Source organism: Escherichia sp. E1130, assembly GCF_005781065.1.
Lineage (GTDB): Bacteria > Pseudomonadota > Gammaproteobacteria > Enterobacterales > Enterobacteriaceae > Escherichia.
The window spans coordinates 1-16,250 of record NZ_VATL01000042.1; the positions used below are offsets into that span (position 1 = coordinate 1).

Consider the following 16,250-nt stretch of genomic DNA (forward strand, 5'->3'; position numbering starts at 1 on the left):
TAACTGACTGGCATTACAGCCCGAAGGCTGGCATTTTTAAATCAGATAAAGTCAGACTTATGCCTGGCCTTTGATCTCTTTACGACCGTTGTACGGTGCTTTTTCGCCCAGAGCTTCTTCGATACGAATCAGCTGGTTGTATTTAGCAACACGGTCAGAACGGCTCATAGAACCAGTTTTGATCTGGCCTGCAGCAGTACCAACAGCCAAGTCAGCGATGGTAGCGTCTTCAGTTTCGCCAGAACGGTGAGAGATAACTGCAGTGTAGCCAGCGTCTTTCGCCATCTTGATTGCAGCCAGAGTTTCGGTCAGAGAACCGATCTGGTTGAATTTGATCAGGATGGAGTTAGCGATGCCTTTTTCGATACCTTCTTTCAGGATCTTGGTGTTGGTTACGAACAGGTCGTCACCAACCAGCTGGATTTTGTCGCCCAGAACTTTGGTCTGGTATGCGAAACCGTCCCAGTCAGATTCGTCCAGACCGTCTTCGATAGAAACGATCGGGTACTGTTTGGTCAGTTCTTCCAGGAAGTGAGTGAATTCTTCAGAGGTGAAAGCTTTGTTGCCTTCGCCAGCCAGAACGTATTTACCGTCTTTGTAGAATTCAGAAGCTGCGCAGTCCATCGCCAGAGTGATGTCTTTGCCCAGTTCATAGCCAGCAGCTTTAACAGCTTCAGCGATAACAGCCAGAGCTTCAGCGTTGGAACCCAGGTTCGGCGCATAGCCACCTTCGTCACCAACTGCAGTGTTCATGCCTTTCGCTTTCAGAACTTTTGCCAGGTGATGGAAAACTTCAGAACCCATGCGGATGGCTTCTTTCACAGTTTTCGCGCCAACCGGCTGAATCATGAATTCCTGGATATCAACGTTGTTGTCAGCGTGCTCACCACCGTTGATGATGTTCATCATCGGAACCGGCATGGAGTATTTGCCCGGAGTACCGTTCAGTTCAGCGATATGCTCGTACAGCGGCATACCTTTAGCAGCTGCAGCAGCTTTGGCGTTAGCCAGAGATACAGCCAGGATTGCGTTTGCGCCGAAGTTAGATTTGTTTTCGGTGCCGTCCAGGTCGATCATGATCTTGTCAATGCCAGCCTGATCTTTGGCATCTTTGCCAATCAGCGCCTGAGCGATCGGGCCGTTAACCGCAGCAACAGCTTTGGTTACGCCTTTGCCCAGGAAACGGGATTTGTCGCCATCGCGCAGTTCCAGAGCTTCACGGGAACCAGTAGAAGCACCTGATGGAGCAGCTGCCATACCGACGAAACCACCCTCCAGATGTACTTCGGCTTCAACAGTCGGGTTACCACGGGAGTCGATGATTTCACGACCGATGATTTTTACGATTTTGGACATTAGGTTTTCCTCAAGTCACTAGTTAAACTGAAACTCCAGACAAACAACGCGTACCCAGGGTACGCGTTGCCGTTCTAACTTTTTTACTTACTTCGCCTGACGTTTCTGGAACTCGCTGGCGGCTTTTACAAAGCCAGCAAACAGCGGGTGGCCATCACGTGGAGTAGAAGTAAACTCCGGATGGAACTGACAAGCCACGAACCACGGGTGATTCGGAACTTCGATGATCTCGACCAACTGATCATCCCCGGAACGGCCCGCAACGCGCAGACCTGCATCTTCAATCTGTTTCAGCAGCATGTTGTTGACTTCGTAGCGGTGACGATGACGCTCAACAATTGTCGGCGCATTGTACAGCTGGCGAACCAGGCTATTGTCAACCAGCTGGCACTGCTGTGCGCCAAGACGCATGGTGCCACCGAGATCGCTCTTCTCGCTACGAACTTCAACGTTGCCGTTTTCATCGCGCCACTCGGTAATCAGCGCCACAACCGGGTACTTACAGTCTGGCACAAATTCCGTAGAGTTGGCGTTCTCCATGTTGGCAACATGGCGAGCGTAATCAATTAACGCCACCTGCATACCCAGGCAAATGCCCAGATAAGGAATATTGTTCTCACGCGCAAAGCGCGCGGTAGTAATCATGCCTTCTACGCCACGATAGCCGAAACCGCCAGGTACGAGGATCGCGTCCAGACCTTTAAGGATTTCAACACCGCGCGTTTCAACATCTTGTGAATCGATCAGTTTGATGTTGACGCTGACACGATTTTTCAGCCCGCCGTGTTTCAGTGCTTCAATCACTGATTTGTAAGCGTCCGGCAGTTCAATGTACTTACCGACCATACCGATGGTGACTTCACTCACCGGATTCGCTTCTTCGAAGATAACCTGTTCCCATTCGGACAGATTCGCTTCCGGGCAGTTTAAGCTGAATCGTTTACAAATATAATCGTCCAGCCCCTGAGATTTCAACAGGCCCGGAATTTTATAGATGGAATCGACGTCTTTCAGAGAAATAACCGCTTTTTCCGGAACATTACAGAACAATGCAATCTTCGCACGTTCGTTCGCCGGTACAGCGCGATCTGAACGACAAATCAGGATGTCAGGCTGGATACCGATGGAGAGCAGCTCTTTTACAGAGTGCTGGGTCGGTTTGGTTTTGACTTCACCAGACGCTGCCATGTACGGCACCAGCGTCAGGTGCATAAACAGAGTGTGCTCACGGCCAATTTCAACAGCCAACTGGCGAATCGCTTCGAGGAACGGCAGGGATTCGATGTCACCTACGGTACCGCCGATTTCGACCAGAACCACGTCGTGGCCTTCGCCACCTGCAAGAACGCGTTCTTTGATAGCGTTAGTGATGTGTGGAATAACCTGTACGGTTGCGCCGAGGTAGTCACCGCGGCGTTCTTTACGCAGAACGTCTGAGTAGATACGACCCGTGGTGAAGTTGTTGCGGCGGCTCATTTTGGTACGAATGAAACGCTCGTAGTGACCCAGGTCCAGGTCGGTTTCAGCGCCGTCTTCAGTAACGAACACTTCCCCGTGTTGGATTGGGCTCATAGTACCTGGATCGACGTTGATGTACGGATCCAGTTTCATGATAGTCACATTGAGGCCACGGGCTTCAAGAATGGCTGCGAGGGAGGCTGCGGCAATGCCTTTACCCAGAGAGGATACGACCCCGCCGGTCACAAAAATATAGTTCGTTGTCATGCTGAACCTGAGAAGTTAGGTTGAAAAGACGATGGAATAACCAGGACGGGAAAGCAGTATACCCGAACATGACCTGTGCCACAAACTTTCATTATCCCTCCTCTTCGCCAGCGCACCATTGAAATCAGGAGTGAGAAAATAGCCCCTTTGGGGTAAATGTTTTTGACGCAAATCAAGCGCTTGTCATTTAAAAAATGACACAAATGGCGCTTGACCGCGTAATTCCCTTAGAGATCAATTTCCTGCCGTTTTACCTGTTGCCAGACTTCTTCCATTGTTTCGAGGTCAACACCTGTCATTTCCAGTCCACGCGCGGCAACAATACGCTCCACTTCGCGAAAACGACGCTCGAATTTTTCGTTCGCTTTTTGCAATGCGATTTCTGCTTTCGTCCCTAAATGGCGAGCCAGATTAACCGTGGCAAACAGCAGGTCGCCCATTTCCTCCTCCAGTTTAGCCTGGTCGACAACAGCCTGCCGCGCCTCGTACATCACCTCGTCGATCTCTTCGTAGACTTTATCAACCACCGGGCCAAGCGTCGTCCAGTCGAAGCCAACGTTGGCACAACGTTTCTGGATTTTTTGTGCGCGCATTAAAGCCGGCAAACTGCGAGGAATATCGTCCAGCGCCGAATGCTGTGCTTTCTGCGCGCGTTCTTCGGTTTTGATCTGCTCCCAACGGGCGAGAACTTCACTGCTGTTTTCGGCAGAACTATCAGCAAAAACATGCGGATGGCGACGCTCTAATTTATCGCTGATCGCAGCACAAATATCATTAAAGTCAAAGCGCCCTTCTTCCTGGGCCATTTGCGCGTAAAACACCACCTGGAACAACAGATCGCCCAGTTCACCGCGCAGATCGTCAAAGTCTTCGCGGGCAATGGCGTCCAGCACTTCGTAGGTTTCTTCAAGGGTATAAGGCGCAATAGACGCAAATGTCTGCTCCTTATCCCACGGGCAGCCGTTTTCCGGATCGCGCAGGCGCTGCATGATAGTGAGTAAACGGTCGATTTGATTCATTGGAATGTCCTGAAAATTGCGGGTCTGTCAGGTGGAAGCCTGTGACCAGAATAGAAGTGAGTTAGTAACACTTACCCAATCAGCACGTTAATTTTGGCTTTAATGAGTTGTAATTCCTCTGGGGTAACCGTTCCTTTCTTCGTTGCTCCTCTTGCCCGCCAGGCGATTCTTTTTACCTGATCAGCTAACGCTACGCCATCACGTTCCTGACCGGACAAAACAACTTCGAACGGATATCCTTTTGATTGTGTTGTACAAGGAACACACAGACACATACCTGTTTTGTTGTTATACATGAACGGACTCAGGACAACAGCCGGACGATGTCCGGCTTGCTCGCTACCTTTTGTCGGGTCAAAATCAACCCAAATCAGATCGCCCATATCGGGTACGTATCGGCTTACCATTACCAGACTTCCTTATCTTTCGGCTCCCCCCAGTCGATATTCTCGTGGAGGTTTTCCGGCGTGATGTCGTTGACCAGTTCAGCAAGCGTAAATACGGGCTCTTTACGCACTGGCTCAATAATTAATTTGCCATCCACCAGGTCAATCTTCACTTCATCATCAATATTCAGATTGAGCGCCTGCATTAACGTAGCCGGGATCCGCACTGCAGGAGAATTTCCCCAACGCTTTACGCTACTGTGGATCATAACCCTTTCCTCAAACCGCTATCATATGTAGATACAGTATATATCAATCTACATTGTAGATACGAGCAAATTTCGGCCTAACTCCCGTGCAGTCGACGCGCGTCGATAACATCCGGCACCTGATTGAGTTTACCCAGCACGCGGCCCAGCACCTGCAGGTTATAAATCTCAATGGTCATATCGATGGTTGCCAGTTGCTGTTTGGTATCGCTACGGCTGGCAACGCCAAGCACGTTCACCTTCTCGTTGGCGAGAATGGTCGTGATATCTCGCAACAACCCACTACGATCATTAGCCAGCACGCGGACCACCAGCGAATATCCGGCGGAGTAGCTCTCGCCCCATACTGCATCAACAATGCGTTCTGGCGCATGGGAGCGTAGCTCCACCAGTTGTTCACAATCGGCGCGGTGCACAGAAATACCGCGTCCCTGAGTAATGAAACCAACAATTTCATCACCAGGAATCGGCTGACAGCAGCGCGCGATGTGGTGCATCAGATTGCCGACACCTTCTACTACCACGCGCCCGTTATCTTTACTGCGGTTTTGCGGGGCATGGCTTTTTTGCTGAAGCTGCTTCAGCGCGGCGGCGTCCTGCTCTTCGGCACTCGGCTTATTAAATTGCGATTGCAGGAAATTCACCATCTGATTGAGCCGGATATCCCCGCCACCAATCGCCGCCAGCAACTCGTCGACATCATTGAAGTTGTAACGCGGCAGCAGGTGTTTTTCTGCTTCTTTCAGGCTGATCCCCAGATGTTCCAGTTCGTCATCAAGGATTTGTCGTCCAGCCAGAATGTTTTTGTCACGATCCTGTTTACGGAACCAGGCATGAATTTTCGAACGCCCACGGCTGGTTGTGACATAGCCCAGGTTTGGGTTTAACCAGTCACGGCTGGGATTGGGCTGTTTCTGGGTGATAATTTCAATCTGGTCGCCCATTTGCAGCTGGTAGGTGAACGGCACAATGCGCCCGCCAATTTTTGCCCCGATGCAGCGGTGTCCGACATCACTGTGGATGTGGTAAGCGAAGTCCAGCGGCGTTGATCCCGCAGGCAAATCAACGACATCACCTTTCGGCGTAAAGACGTATACCCGGTCGTCAAAGACCTGGCTGCGTACTTCGTCGAGCATTTCGCCGGAATCAGCCATCTCTTCCTGCCACGCAATCAGTTTACGCAGCCAGGCAATCCGGTCTTCATGTCCCGAACGCGCCCCGCCAGCAGCCGCACCTTCTTTGTATTTCCAGTGCGCAGCAACGCCCAGTTCTGCATCTTCATGCATCTGTTTGGTGCGGATTTGGATCTCAACGGTTTTGCCACCCGGCCCCAGTACCACAGTATGAATAGACTGATAGCCGTTTGGTTTCGGATTTGCGACGTAATCATCAAATTCATCCGGCAAGTGGCGATAGTGAGTGTGCACTATCCCCAGCGCGGCGTAGCAGTCTTGTAAACGCTCGGCAACAATACGTACTGCACGGACATCAAACAGCTCATCGAAGGCGAGGTTCTTTTTCTGCATTTTGCGCCAGATGCTGTAGATGTGTTTCGGACGACCATACACCTCAGCTTTAACGCCTTCAGCTTTCATCTCAGCGCGCAGATGACCGACAAACTCTTCGATATAGTGTTCGCGGTCGAGACGGCGTTCATGCAGCAATTTGGCGATGCGCTTGTATTCAGTCGGGTGGAGATAACGGAAGCAGTAATCTTCCAGTTCCCATTTCAGTTGCCCGATCCCGAGACGGTTCGCCAGCGGCGCGTAGATATTGGTGCACTCTTTTGCTGCAAGTACGCGTTCATCTTCTGGCGCATCTTTTACTTCGCGCAGATGAGCAATACGCTCCGCCAGTTTGATGACCACGCAGCGAAAATCATCGACCATCGCCAATAACATCCGGCGAACGTTATCGACCTGTTCGGAGGAAACAGAATCAGTGTGCGTCGCTTTCAGCTGGCGGATTGCCGCCATATCGCGCACACCGTGAATAAGATTAACGACCGACTTACCGACGCTCTCGCGCAGTACGTCTTCGCTGACTACGTTGGCATCGGCCAGAGGGAACAGCAGCGCCGCCCGCAGCGTGTCAATGTCCATACTTAATGTCGAGAGGATCTCCACCATCTCGACACCACGCCACAACAGCAAACTGGCATCCGGATGCCCCTGCGTCTGCTGCAGACAATACGCCCAGGTTTCGGCTAAGCACTCACACGACTTCTGGCTGGCAATCCCCAGACTTGCGATCCATTTGTCCGGATCAAATTCACCAGCCTTATTGATATGTGCACTTCTTACCGCAACCATTGTCCTCTCCTTTAGGGACCTGACCTGCCGAAATCAGCAAATCGTAACTATTTAACGCGCGAAAAAAGCACCATCGATTCCAGATGCCCCGTGTGTGGGAACATATCCAGCATCGCCAGTCGCGCAATGGTATATCCTGCTTTTAATAACGCCTCGCTATCCCGAGCCAGCGTCGCAGGGTTACAGGATACATAAACTATACGAATGGGTTCCAGTTTTATAATTTGCTGCATGACGCCAGCAGCACCTGCTCGCGCCGGGTCCAGCAACACTTTGTCAAAGCCGTTTTTAGCCCACGGTTGCTTTGTGACATCATCTTCAAGATTTTCATGATAAAACGTCACATTTTGTAAACCATTAAGTCGCGCATTTTCCTGACCTTTCTCCACCAGCGCCGCAACACCTTCTACCCCTACCACGCTAGCCGCTCGTGCCGCTAATGGCAGTGTGAAATTGCCCATACCGCAGAACAGATCAAGCACGCTGTCTTCAGCCTGCACATCCAACCACTCCAGCGCGCGTGCCACCATTCTCTGGTTCACACCCGCGTTGACCTGAATAAAATCACGCGGGCTAAAAGTTAAACGCAACCCGTTTGAGTCATACCAGGGCATCTCGCCAGAGACGGTTTCGAGTATCTCACTATCGGGGGCGAGAAACAGATCCAGGCCTTCAGAATGCGAAAAGCGTTCCAGTTTTTCACGATCAGCCGAACTTAGCGGTGCGGTATGGCGTAAAATCATCAGCGTGCCGCTGGTTGCCTGCACCAGTTCAACGTGACCAAGATGGCGCATGGCTTGTAAGCTGGTCAGGCATGCCCTGACTTTGGGCAGCAATGCTTCAAGTTGGGGCGCTAAAATGGGGCATTGCTTAACATCGACAATGTCACTGGAACCCGCTTTGCGAAATCCCATCTGTAATTGTTGTGTTTTCGGCTGATAGTTCAGGCTTAAGCGCGCGCGGCGACGGTACCCCCAGGGAACATCGGCGATCACTTCAGAGACGTCGTGCTTCATTAACCGGGCGAGCGCCGCACTTTTGCTTCGCTGCTGTAGTTCGATGCTGGCGTGTTGTTGCTGACAGCCGCCGCATACGCCAAAATGAGGGCAGCGTGGCGTTTCGCGTTCCGGGCTGTCGCTTAGCCTGCGCACGACTTTAGCGCGGGAATACTGTTTTTTATCTTCAGTAACAGTAACTTCCGCGTCTTCCTGCGGCAATAGCCCGGGGATAAATAACGCTTTTCCGTTATGTCGTGCCACGCCCTGACCAAAAGAGTCGAGGTCGTTGACTGAAACGGTTATGATCTGACGCGTCGTCACGCGTCGTTTTGCAGAGTAGAATTGCGCCATTGGCGAGACTTTCTCAATTTAACAGTGTGACCTTAATTGTCCCATAACGGAACTCCATGACCAACTACAGCCTGCGCGCACGCATGATGATTCTGATCCTGGCGCCGACCGTCCTTATTGGTTTATTGCTCAGTATCTTTTTCGTCGTGCATCGCTATAACGACTTGCAGCGTCAACTGGAAGATGCCGGTGCCAGCATTATTGAGCCGCTTGCAGTTTCTACTGAATATGGCATGAGCCTGCAAAATCGCGAATCTATCGGTCAGTTGATAAGCGTTTTGCATCGTCGCCATTCTGATATTGTTCGCGCCATTTCAGTTTACGATGAAAATAACCGACTCTTTGTCACCTCCAATTTTCATCTCGACCCTTCAGCAATGCAGCTCGGTAGTAACGTGCCATTTCCGCGCCAGCTCACTGTCACACGTGATGGCGATATTATGATTTTGCGTACGCCGATTATCTCCGAGAGTTATTCTCCCGACGAATCGCCCATTAGCGATGCCAAAAATAGTCAGAATATGCTGGGGTATATTGCCCTTGAGCTGGACCTTAAATCGGTGCGCTTACAGCAATATAAAGAGATTTTTATTTCCAGCGTGATGATGCTGTTCTGTATTGGTATTGCGCTTATTTTTGGCTGGCGACTCATGCGCGATGTAACCGGCCCGATTCGCAACATGGTGAATACTGTCGACCGCATCCGCCGAGGACAACTCGACAGCCGGGTGGAAGGATTTATGCTCGGCGAGTTGGATATGCTGAAAAACGGCATCAACTCGATGGCAATGTCTCTGGCGGCTTATCACGAAGAGATGCAGCACAATATCGACCAGGCGACGTCCGATCTGCGTGAAACGCTGGAGCAGATGGAAATTCAGAACGTTGAGTTGGACCTGGCGAAAAAGCGCGCCCAGGAAGCGGCGCGTATTAAGTCCGAGTTTCTGGCGAACATGTCACATGAGCTGCGTACACCGCTGAATGGGGTTATTGGCTTTACCCGCCTGACGCTGAAAACAGAATTAACGCCAACGCAGCGCGATCACCTGAACACGATTGAACGCTCGGCAAATAATTTGCTGGCAATTATTAATGATGTTCTCGACTTCTCGAAACTGGAAGCGGGCAAGCTGATTCTGGAAAGTATTCCGTTCCCGCTGCGCAGCACGCTGGATGAAGTGGTTACTCTTCTGGCGCATTCTTCTCACGATAAAGGGCTGGAATTGACGCTCAATATTAAGAGCGACGTGCCAGATAACGTGATAGGCGATCCGCTGCGTTTACAGCAAATCATCACTAACCTGGTAGGGAATGCGATTAAATTCACCGAGAATGGCAACATCGATATTCTGGTGGAAAAACGAGCGCTGAGTAATACCAAAGTTCAGATTGAAGTGCAGATCCGCGATACCGGTATTGGTATTCCTGAACGCGATCAATCGCGCCTGTTCCAGGCCTTCAGGCAGGCAGATGCCAGTATTTCACGCCGTCATGGCGGCACCGGGCTGGGGCTGGTAATTACGCAAAAACTGGTTAATGAGATGGGCGGAGATATCTCGTTCCATAGCCAGCCGAATCGTGGCTCAACCTTCTGGTTCCATATTAATCTCGATCTGAACCCGAATATTATTATTGAAGGACCATCCACCCAGTGCCTCACAGGCAAACGCCTGGCTTATGTCGAACCGAACTCGGCAGCCGCGCAGTGCACGCTGGATATTTTAAGCGAAACACCGCTTGAGGTGGTCTACAGCCCAAGCTTCTCGGCACTCCCTCCCGCGCATTACGACATGATGTTGTTAGGGATTGCGGTGACTTTCCGCGAACCGCTAACGATGCAACATGAGCGGTTAGCGAAAGCGGTGTCGATGACCGATTTTCTGATGCTCGCCCTTCCGTGCCATGCACAGGTCAATGCCGAAAAACTCAAGCAAGATGGTATCGGCGCGTGTCTGCTGAAACCCCTGACGCCTACACGTCTGTTACCTGTACTGACCGAGTTTTGCCATCAAACACAAAATACGCTGTTGCCTGTCACCGACGAAAGTAAGCTGGTAATGACGGTTATGGCTGTTGATGATAATCCCGCCAACCTGAAACTTATCGGCGCATTGCTGGAGGACATGGTTCAGCATGTGGAGTTGTGCGATAGCGGGCATCAGGCGGTTGAACGAGCAAAACAGATGCCGTTCGATTTAATCTTAATGGATATTCAAATGCCGGACATGGACGGCATTCGTGCATGCGAACTTATCCACCAGCTTCCGCACCAGCAACAAACGCCAGTCATCGCGGTGACTGCACATGCAATGGCTGGGCAAAAAGAGAAATTACTTGGCGCGGGGATGAGCGATTATCTGGCGAAACCGATAGAAGAAGAGCGATTGCATAATTTGCTGCTGCGCTACAAACCCGGCAGCGGCATTTCTTCCCGCGTTGTGACGCCAGAAGTGAACGAAATTGTGGTGAACCAGAATGCGACTCTGGACTGGCAACTGGCGCTACGCCAGGCCGCTGGCAAAACCGATCTGGCGCGCGATATGCTGCAAATGTTGCTCGATTTCCTGCCAGAAGTTCGCAACAAAGTTGAGGAACAACTGGTTGGGGAAAATCCGGAAGGTCTGGTTGATTTGATTCATAAACTGCATGGCAGTTGCGGCTATAGCGGTGTGCCGCGTATGAAGAATCTCTGTCAACTTATCGAACAACAGCTACGAAGCGGTACTAAAGAAGAAGATTTGGAGCCGGAGCTACTGGAATTGTTGGACGAGATGGATAATGTGGCACGCGAAGCCAGTAAAATTCTTGGGTAATAAATATTTTATCGAGTAAAAATCGGCTTCTTATGAAGCCGGTTTCAGACTGGTGACAAGGTGCCTGTGTTTATGCCGGATGCGGCGAAAACGCCTTACCGGCCTACGAAACCATTCAAATTCAATGAATTAAAAAAGCATGTGGGCCTGATAAGCGTAGCGCATCAGGCAATTTTGTGTTTGGCATCAGTCTCAAACCGGCTCCTGACAGAGCCGGTTTTTGTTTTCTGTCTTAACGCACCATGCACGGACGCTTGTTATCGAACGTCCAGCCAGGAATCAGGTACTGCATCCCCATCGCATCATCACGCGCGCCAAGCCCGTATTTCTGATACAGCTCGTGGGCTTTCATCACCTGATCCATATCGATTTCTACACCCAGACCCGGTTTTTCCGGCACTTGTACCAAACCGCCTTTGATCTCAAAAGGCTCTTTAGTCAGGCGCTGATTACCTTCCTGCCAGATCCAGTGCGTATCAATCGCGGTGATTTTACCCGGTGCAGCTGCGGCAACATGGGTAAACATCGCCAGGGAAATATCGAAGTGGTTGTTAGAGTGTGAACCCCAGGTCAGGCCAAATTCATGGCACATTTGCGCCACACGTACCGAACCCTGCATCGTCCAGAAATGCGGGTCCGCCAGCGGGATATCAACAGATTGCAGGGAGAGCGTATGGCCCATCTGCCGCCAGTCGGTGGCGATCATATTGGTTGCAGTCGGCAGACCAGTCGCGCGACGGAACTCTGCCATCACCTCACGCCCGGAGAAACCTTGCTCCGCACCACACGGATCTTCTGCATAAGCCAGCGAACCTTTCAGGTATTTACCAATTTTAATCGCTTCGTTCAGCGACCAGGCACCGTTAGGATCGAGCGTAATACGTGCCTGCGGGAAGCGTTGCGCCAGTGCCACAATAGATTCGGCTTCATCTTCCCCGGCCAGTACACCGCCCTTCAGTTTGAAATCGTTGAAGCCATATTTTTCATACGCCGCTTCCGCCAGGCGCACCACCGCATCCGGCGTCATCGCTTCTTCGTGACGAAGACGATACCAGTCGCATTTGTCATCCGGCTGGCTTTGATACGGTAACGGTGTGGCTTTGCGATTGCCGACAAAGAACAGATAACCCAGCATTTCGACTTCGCTACGCTGTTGACCATCGCCCAGCAAGGATGCCACGTTAACTCCAAGGTGTTGCCCAAGCAGATCCAGCATTGCCGCTTCTATCCCGGTAACTACATGGATAGTGGTACGCAGATCAAAAGTCTGTAAACCACGCCCGCCAGAATCACGATCGGCAAATGTATTACGCACCAGCGTCAGAACGTTTTTGTATTCACCCAGCGTTTTACCTACCACCAGCGGAATCGCATCTTCCAGCGTTTTACGGATTTTCTCGCCGCCGGGAATTTCCCCTACGCCGGTGTGACCAGAATTATCTTTGATGATCACAATATTACGCGTGAAGAACGGTGCGTGTGCGCCACTCAGATTCATCAGCATACTGTCATGACCCGCCACCGGGATGACCTGCATTTCAGTAACAACAGGCGTCGTAAATTGAGAATTCATATTTATATCCTTATTCAAAATCAATGACGGCCGAAAACGGGACGTTTACGGTCAAAGGTCCAGCCGGGGATCAGGTACTGCATCGGACCCGCGTCGTTACGCGCGCCGCCAGGCAGACGTTTATAGGCTTCATGCGCCTTCTGTACTTGTTCCCAGTCCAGTTCCACGCCCAGGCCGGGCGCATCAGGAACGACTATTTTTCCGTTTTTAATCTCCAGCGGATTTTTCGTCAGGCGGCAATCGCCCTCTTGCCAAATCCAGTGGGTATCAATTGCGGTAGGATTACCCGGAGCCGCCGCGCCCACATGGGTAAACATCGCAAGAGAGATATCGAAGTGGTTGTTGGAATGGCAGCCCCAGGTTAGTCCCCATTCATCACACAGTTGCGCGACACGCACCGCGCCGGAAAGCGTCCAGAAGTGCGGATCGGCAAGTGGAATATCTACCGCATTGAGCATCACCGCATGACCCATTTCACGCCAGTTGGTGGCGATCATGTTGGTCGCGACGGGCAAGCCGGTCGCCCGCCGAAACTCCGCCATCACTTCACGACCGGAGAACCCCTGCTCAGCGCCGCACGGGTCTTCCGCATAGGTCAGCACATCATTCAGGCCTTTACACAAAGAAATGGCTTCATCAAGCAGCCAGGCACCGTTGGGATCAACGGTAATCCGCGCATCAGGGAAGCGTTTCTTCAATGCACGAACGGTGTCGATTTCTTGCTCGCCAGGTAATACGCCACCTTTGAGTTTGAAATCTTTAAAGCCATAGCGATCCTGTGAAGCCTCCGCCAGACGCACAACGGCTTCGCTGTTAATCGCTTTCTGGTGACGCAACTGATACCACTCATGGTTACCTGGTGTACTTTCCAGATAAGCAAGATCGGTTTTAGTCCGATCACCGATATAAAACAGATAACCGAGGACGGTAATAGCATCGCGTTGCTTACCTGGGCCAAGCAGTTCACAGACCGGAACATTCAGCGCCTTACCTAACAGGTCAAGCAAAGCGGCTTCCAGCGCCGCCACGGCGTTAACGCGCAATTCAAAGGTCCAGGCACCTTTGCCGAAGGTATCAAAATCGGCGGCCTGATTACCTTTATGCACCTGCTGGACCACTTTATTCAGTCGCGCGACTTCCTGGCCCAGAACCATCGGAATAGCATCGACAAGCGTTTGATAAATCACCTCTCCGCCCGGTGCTTCACCAATGCCGGTATGTCCGGCATTATCGGTGAGTACCACAATGTTGCGGGTGAAATATGCGTTATGTGCACCACCAATATTGAGCAACATGCTGTCATGTCCGGCGACCGGAATGACTTTCATATCAGTAATGACTGGACTGGATTGTGTCGTCATCTTATTGCCCCGCGACAGGTTTCAGCTCAATACGTTTAATATCGCCCACCAGCACCAGGTAGCTCAGCACCGCAATTAAGGCATGAACCCCGACATAAATCAGCGCCCCATTAAAGGAGCCAGTCGTGCCAACGATATAACCAATTGCGATTGGCGTGACGATACCGGAAATGTTACCGAACATATTGAACAGGCCGCCGGAAAGACCGCTGATCTCTTTTGGCGCAGTATCTGCCATTACCGCCCAACCCAGCGCCCCGATGCCTTTACCGAAGAAGGCCAACGCCATGAAACCGATGATCATCCACTCAACATCGACGTAGTTACAGAACACCATCACCATCGACAGCAACATGCCCATCACGATCGGTGTTTTACGCGCAATGTTCAGCGAGCCCGTGCGGCGCATCAGCCAGTCGGAAATAATCCCCCCCAGCACGCCGCCGATAAAACCGCAAACAGCAGGAACGGAAGCCACAAAGCCCGCTTTCAGAATCGACATCCCGCGCGCCTGCACCAGATAAACCGGGAACCAGGTAATAAAGAAGTAAGTCAGGGCGTTGATACAATACTGACCGATATAAACACCGATCATCATCCGCGAACCGAGCAGCTGTTTGATCTGCCCCCACTTCACGCTGAACGGCACTTTAACTTTGGTGTTTTGCTGATCCATATTGATCAGCGCGCCGCCAGCGGCGATGTACTCCAGCTCTTTCTGATTTACGCCCGGATGTTGATTTGGCTCGTGGATGACTTTCAGCCAGAAAAAACTGATGACAATGCCCAGACCGCCCATAAAGAAGAAGACGTGTGACCAACCCACTTCATGAGTCAGCCAGCCCATAATCGGCGCGAAGATCACCGTTGCAAAGTATTGGGCGGAGTTAAAAATCGACACCGCCGTTCCCCTTTCCTGCGCCGGGAACCAGGCTGCCACGATTCGGCTGTTGCCGGGAAAAGAAGGTGCTTCGGCAAGCCCTACCAGGAAGCGGAGAGTAAACAAGGCAACGATAATGCCGAATCCACTAAAGATATCGACGAAACCTTGCAGCAAGGTGAACATCGACCAGATAAAGATTGACCAGAAGTAGACGCGTTTTGAACCAAAGCGATCCAGCAACCAGCCGCCAGGGATCTGCCCAATAACATAAGCCCATGAGAAAGCAGAGAACACATAGCCCATACCCACTGGATCAAGACCGATATCTTTGGCCATTTCCGAACCGGCGATCGAGAGCGTAGCGCGATCGCCGTAGTTGAAAGATGTGACGATAAACAGCATCACCACTATCCAGTAACGAGCATTCGTGCGTTTTTCCACACTGCTCGCAGCCTGACTTAAAGAACTCATTGTTGCACTCCTGAAAATTCGCGTTAGCCACGCTCACTCTGGACTGCGACATCGCCAGGAAATCAGAGGTGACGTAGGGTGTTTTTGCCGTTTTTATAGGTCGTTCGCCGAATGCGGCGCGTGTTTTATATCTGGCAATAGCAGTATAAAAAGCGCGCCATAGCGGCTCACCGTGCAACAACACAACATTAATGCGTTCAATGAGGCTCGATTTTGGCATTAGCCCTGGACGGTGGAATCCACTTCACGGAAATGAAAACAAGAACAAGAAAGGAAGGGTTAAATCGGAGAAATAAAGAAGAGTATGAAATGGATCGCTTGACTCCAGGCAAACGCCAGTAAAAATCCGCGCTAAGAAGCAGTTTTTACAGGCATTTGCCTGAAAAGACTCGATTCAGCACCGCTAAAACGGTATTTTGCCGATCGCTGAACAAATCAGGGCAACAGCGTCCCCCACTGCTCAACCCACGGATTGGATTCCGTTTCTGGTTCCGGGGTTTCACTGGCATCGATCAGCAGCATTTCCCCTACCCGCTGCGCGCTCTGTTCCTGTAACAAAGCATCAAACTGTTTGCCACCGTTGCAGAAATTCACATAACTACTGTCGCCGAGCGCAATCACGCCGTAACGCAGGTTCGGCTGGAAACCGAGGTTATCCTTTATGCCCAGAAAGAGTGGCACAATGCTGTCAGGAAGGTCGCCCTGCCCGGTGGTGGACGTAACTACCAGAACA

12 protein-coding genes are annotated in these 16,250 nt (G+C 51.3%); 1 reads left to right on the forward strand and 11 read right to left on the reverse strand.

All coding sequences use genetic code 11. From position 1 onward, the window contains the following. Positions 1-57: 57 nt before the first annotated feature. The 7 genes from eno to rlmD form a co-directional block, all read right to left on the reverse strand. Positions 58-1,356 carry a phosphopyruvate hydratase gene (eno, locus tag FEK66_RS24155; protein WP_064528183.1) on the reverse strand — a complete coding sequence of 433 codons (1,299 nt, stop codon included), beginning with the start codon at positions 1,354-1,356 and terminating at the stop codon, positions 58-60. 87 nt (positions 1,357-1,443) lie between these two features. Beyond that, positions 1,444-3,081, reverse strand: coding sequence for a CTP synthase (glutamine hydrolyzing) (pyrG, locus tag FEK66_RS24160; RefSeq protein ID WP_130207680.1), 1,638 nt, complete (start codon positions 3,079-3,081; stop codon positions 1,444-1,446). A 227-nt stretch (positions 3,082-3,308) separates the two neighbouring features. After that, positions 3,309-4,100 (reverse strand): nucleoside triphosphate pyrophosphohydrolase, encoded by a 792-nt coding sequence (gene mazG / locus FEK66_RS24165; RefSeq protein ID WP_112912024.1) that lies wholly within the window; start codon positions 4,098-4,100, stop codon positions 3,309-3,311. A gap of 71 nt (positions 4,101-4,171) precedes the next feature. Continuing rightward, on the reverse strand, positions 4,172-4,507 hold the full coding sequence (mazF, locus tag FEK66_RS24170; protein ID WP_130207681.1) for an endoribonuclease MazF: 336 nt from the start codon (positions 4,505-4,507) through the stop codon (positions 4,172-4,174). Next, complete coding sequence (gene mazE, locus FEK66_RS24175; protein WP_000581937.1) at positions 4,507-4,755, reverse strand: type II toxin-antitoxin system antitoxin MazE; 249 nt, start codon at positions 4,753-4,755, stop codon at positions 4,507-4,509. The genes mazF and mazE overlap by 1 nt, the downstream gene beginning before the upstream one ends. A gap of 77 nt (positions 4,756-4,832) precedes the next feature. Beyond that, positions 4,833-7,067, reverse strand: a complete 2,235-nt coding sequence (gene relA / locus FEK66_RS24180) for a GTP diphosphokinase (RefSeq protein WP_130207682.1) — start codon at positions 7,065-7,067, stop codon at positions 4,833-4,835. Positions 7,068-7,114: 47 nt separating this feature from the next. Continuing rightward, positions 7,115-8,416 (reverse strand): 23S rRNA (uracil(1939)-C(5))-methyltransferase RlmD, encoded by a 1,302-nt coding sequence (gene rlmD / locus FEK66_RS24185; RefSeq protein WP_135495002.1) that lies wholly within the window; start codon positions 8,414-8,416, stop codon positions 7,115-7,117. Between the two features lie 56 nt (positions 8,417-8,472). Between rlmD and barA the strand changes: the two genes are divergently transcribed. Next, the gene (gene barA, locus FEK66_RS24190) at positions 8,473-11,229 is read left to right on the forward strand and encodes a two-component sensor histidine kinase BarA (protein ID WP_130207684.1); all 2,757 of its coding nucleotides are present in this window, start codon (positions 8,473-8,475) and stop codon (positions 11,227-11,229) included. Between the two features lie 232 nt (positions 11,230-11,461). On the opposite strand, the gene gudD is transcribed toward barA, so the two are convergent. The 4 genes from gudD to FEK66_RS24210 all read right to left on the reverse strand — a co-directional run. Further along, the gene (gene gudD / locus FEK66_RS24195; RefSeq protein WP_130259346.1) at positions 11,462-12,802 is read right to left on the reverse strand and encodes a glucarate dehydratase; all 1,341 of its coding nucleotides are present in this window, start codon (positions 12,800-12,802) and stop codon (positions 11,462-11,464) included. Between the two features lie 20 nt (positions 12,803-12,822). After that, on the reverse strand, positions 12,823-14,163 hold the full coding sequence (locus tag FEK66_RS24200) for an enolase C-terminal domain-like protein (protein WP_135495003.1): 1,341 nt from the start codon (positions 14,161-14,163) through the stop codon (positions 12,823-12,825). Position 14,164: 1 nt separating this feature from the next. Then, a complete protein-coding gene (gene gudP / locus FEK66_RS24205; RefSeq protein WP_135407692.1) occupies positions 14,165-15,517 on the reverse strand; it encodes a galactarate/glucarate/glycerate transporter GudP in 1,353 nt (450 codons plus the stop codon). A 435-nt stretch (positions 15,518-15,952) separates the two neighbouring features. Then, a partial coding sequence (locus FEK66_RS24210; RefSeq protein ID WP_138211627.1) for a flavodoxin occupies positions 15,953-16,250 on the reverse strand: 298 nt, incomplete at its 5' end.

Bases quoted from the DNA above. Each gene is read 5' to 3' on its own strand.
- eno (WP_064528183.1), bottom strand. From the start codon at position 1,356: ATGTCCAAAATCGTAAAAATCATCGGTCGTGAAATCATCGACTCCCGT.
- pyrG (WP_130207680.1), bottom strand. From the start codon at position 3,081: ATGACAACGAACTATATTTTTGTGACCGGCGGGGTCGTATCCTCTCTG.
- mazG (WP_112912024.1), bottom strand. From the start codon at position 4,100: ATGAATCAAATCGACCGTTTACTCACTATCATGCAGCGCCTGCGCGAT.
- mazF (WP_130207681.1), bottom strand. From the start codon at position 4,507: ATGGTAAGCCGATACGTACCCGATATGGGCGATCTGATTTGGGTTGAT.
- mazE (WP_000581937.1), bottom strand. From the start codon at position 4,755: ATGATCCACAGTAGCGTAAAGCGTTGGGGAAATTCTCCTGCAGTGCGG.
- relA (WP_130207682.1), bottom strand. From the start codon at position 7,067: ATGGTTGCGGTAAGAAGTGCACATATCAATAAGGCTGGTGAATTTGAT.
- rlmD (WP_135495002.1), bottom strand. From the start codon at position 8,416: ATGGCGCAATTCTACTCTGCAAAACGACGCGTGACGACGCGTCAGATC.
- barA (WP_130207684.1), top strand. From the start codon at position 8,473: ATGACCAACTACAGCCTGCGCGCACGCATGATGATTCTGATCCTGGCG.
- gudD (WP_130259346.1), bottom strand. From the start codon at position 12,802: ATGAATTCTCAATTTACGACGCCTGTTGTTACTGAAATGCAGGTCATC.
- FEK66_RS24200 (WP_135495003.1), bottom strand. From the start codon at position 14,163: ATGACGACACAATCCAGTCCAGTCATTACTGATATGAAAGTCATTCCG.
- gudP (WP_135407692.1), bottom strand. From the start codon at position 15,517: ATGAGTTCTTTAAGTCAGGCTGCGAGCAGTGTGGAAAAACGCACGAAT.